A 452-nucleotide genomic window follows, 5' to 3' on the forward strand; every position below is an offset into this window, starting at 1 on the left:
CGTTGCTCACTACTTAACGCGGCGTTAGTTTGCAAGGAGCAGAAAAGCGTTTGTAGTCTAAAAGCCTTGTTCTACGTTCTAGCTATTCACCTATTCCTTTTCCAATCTCACGAACTTTCCGGTGGCACTGTATTGGAAATGTTTTCGGTATGTTAGTCACTTACTGGCTCTAACATTGTTGCTAGTTTCTTTGGTGCGTTTTCTTTGTCTTGGCGGCTAATTCATTAACAAATGGCTTGGCCATATTTGGTTGTCAGGTTAGTCGAACGAATCCTTTGCCAGTTAAAGTGCTTCAAACCGTGGTTGTTTGTGGTATGTCGCTTCTTAGCCAAGTGCGTTTTGTTGGTTGGGCTTAACTTCTGAGCTGTCCGTTTTACTTTTGTGTTCAAAGTCAGTAGTTTCATTGCTAATTCATCACCTTGGCGCTAAACCTCCAGTTTCATCGCGGTGGC

General features: G+C 43.1%; 1 protein-coding gene. It reads right to left on the reverse strand.

The window, feature by feature from the left end; all coding sequences use genetic code 11:
- Positions 1-224: 224 nt before the first annotated feature.
- The gene (locus OCT63_RS21440) at positions 225-404 is read right to left on the reverse strand and encodes a hypothetical protein (RefSeq protein WP_161750761.1); all 180 of its coding nucleotides are present in this window, start codon (positions 402-404) and stop codon (positions 225-227) included.
- Between the last annotated feature and the right edge of the window lie 48 nt (positions 405-452).

This window comes from Vibrio sp. RW (assembly GCF_027587105.1).
GTDB lineage: Bacteria > Pseudomonadota > Gammaproteobacteria > Enterobacterales > Vibrionaceae > Vibrio > Vibrio toranzoniae.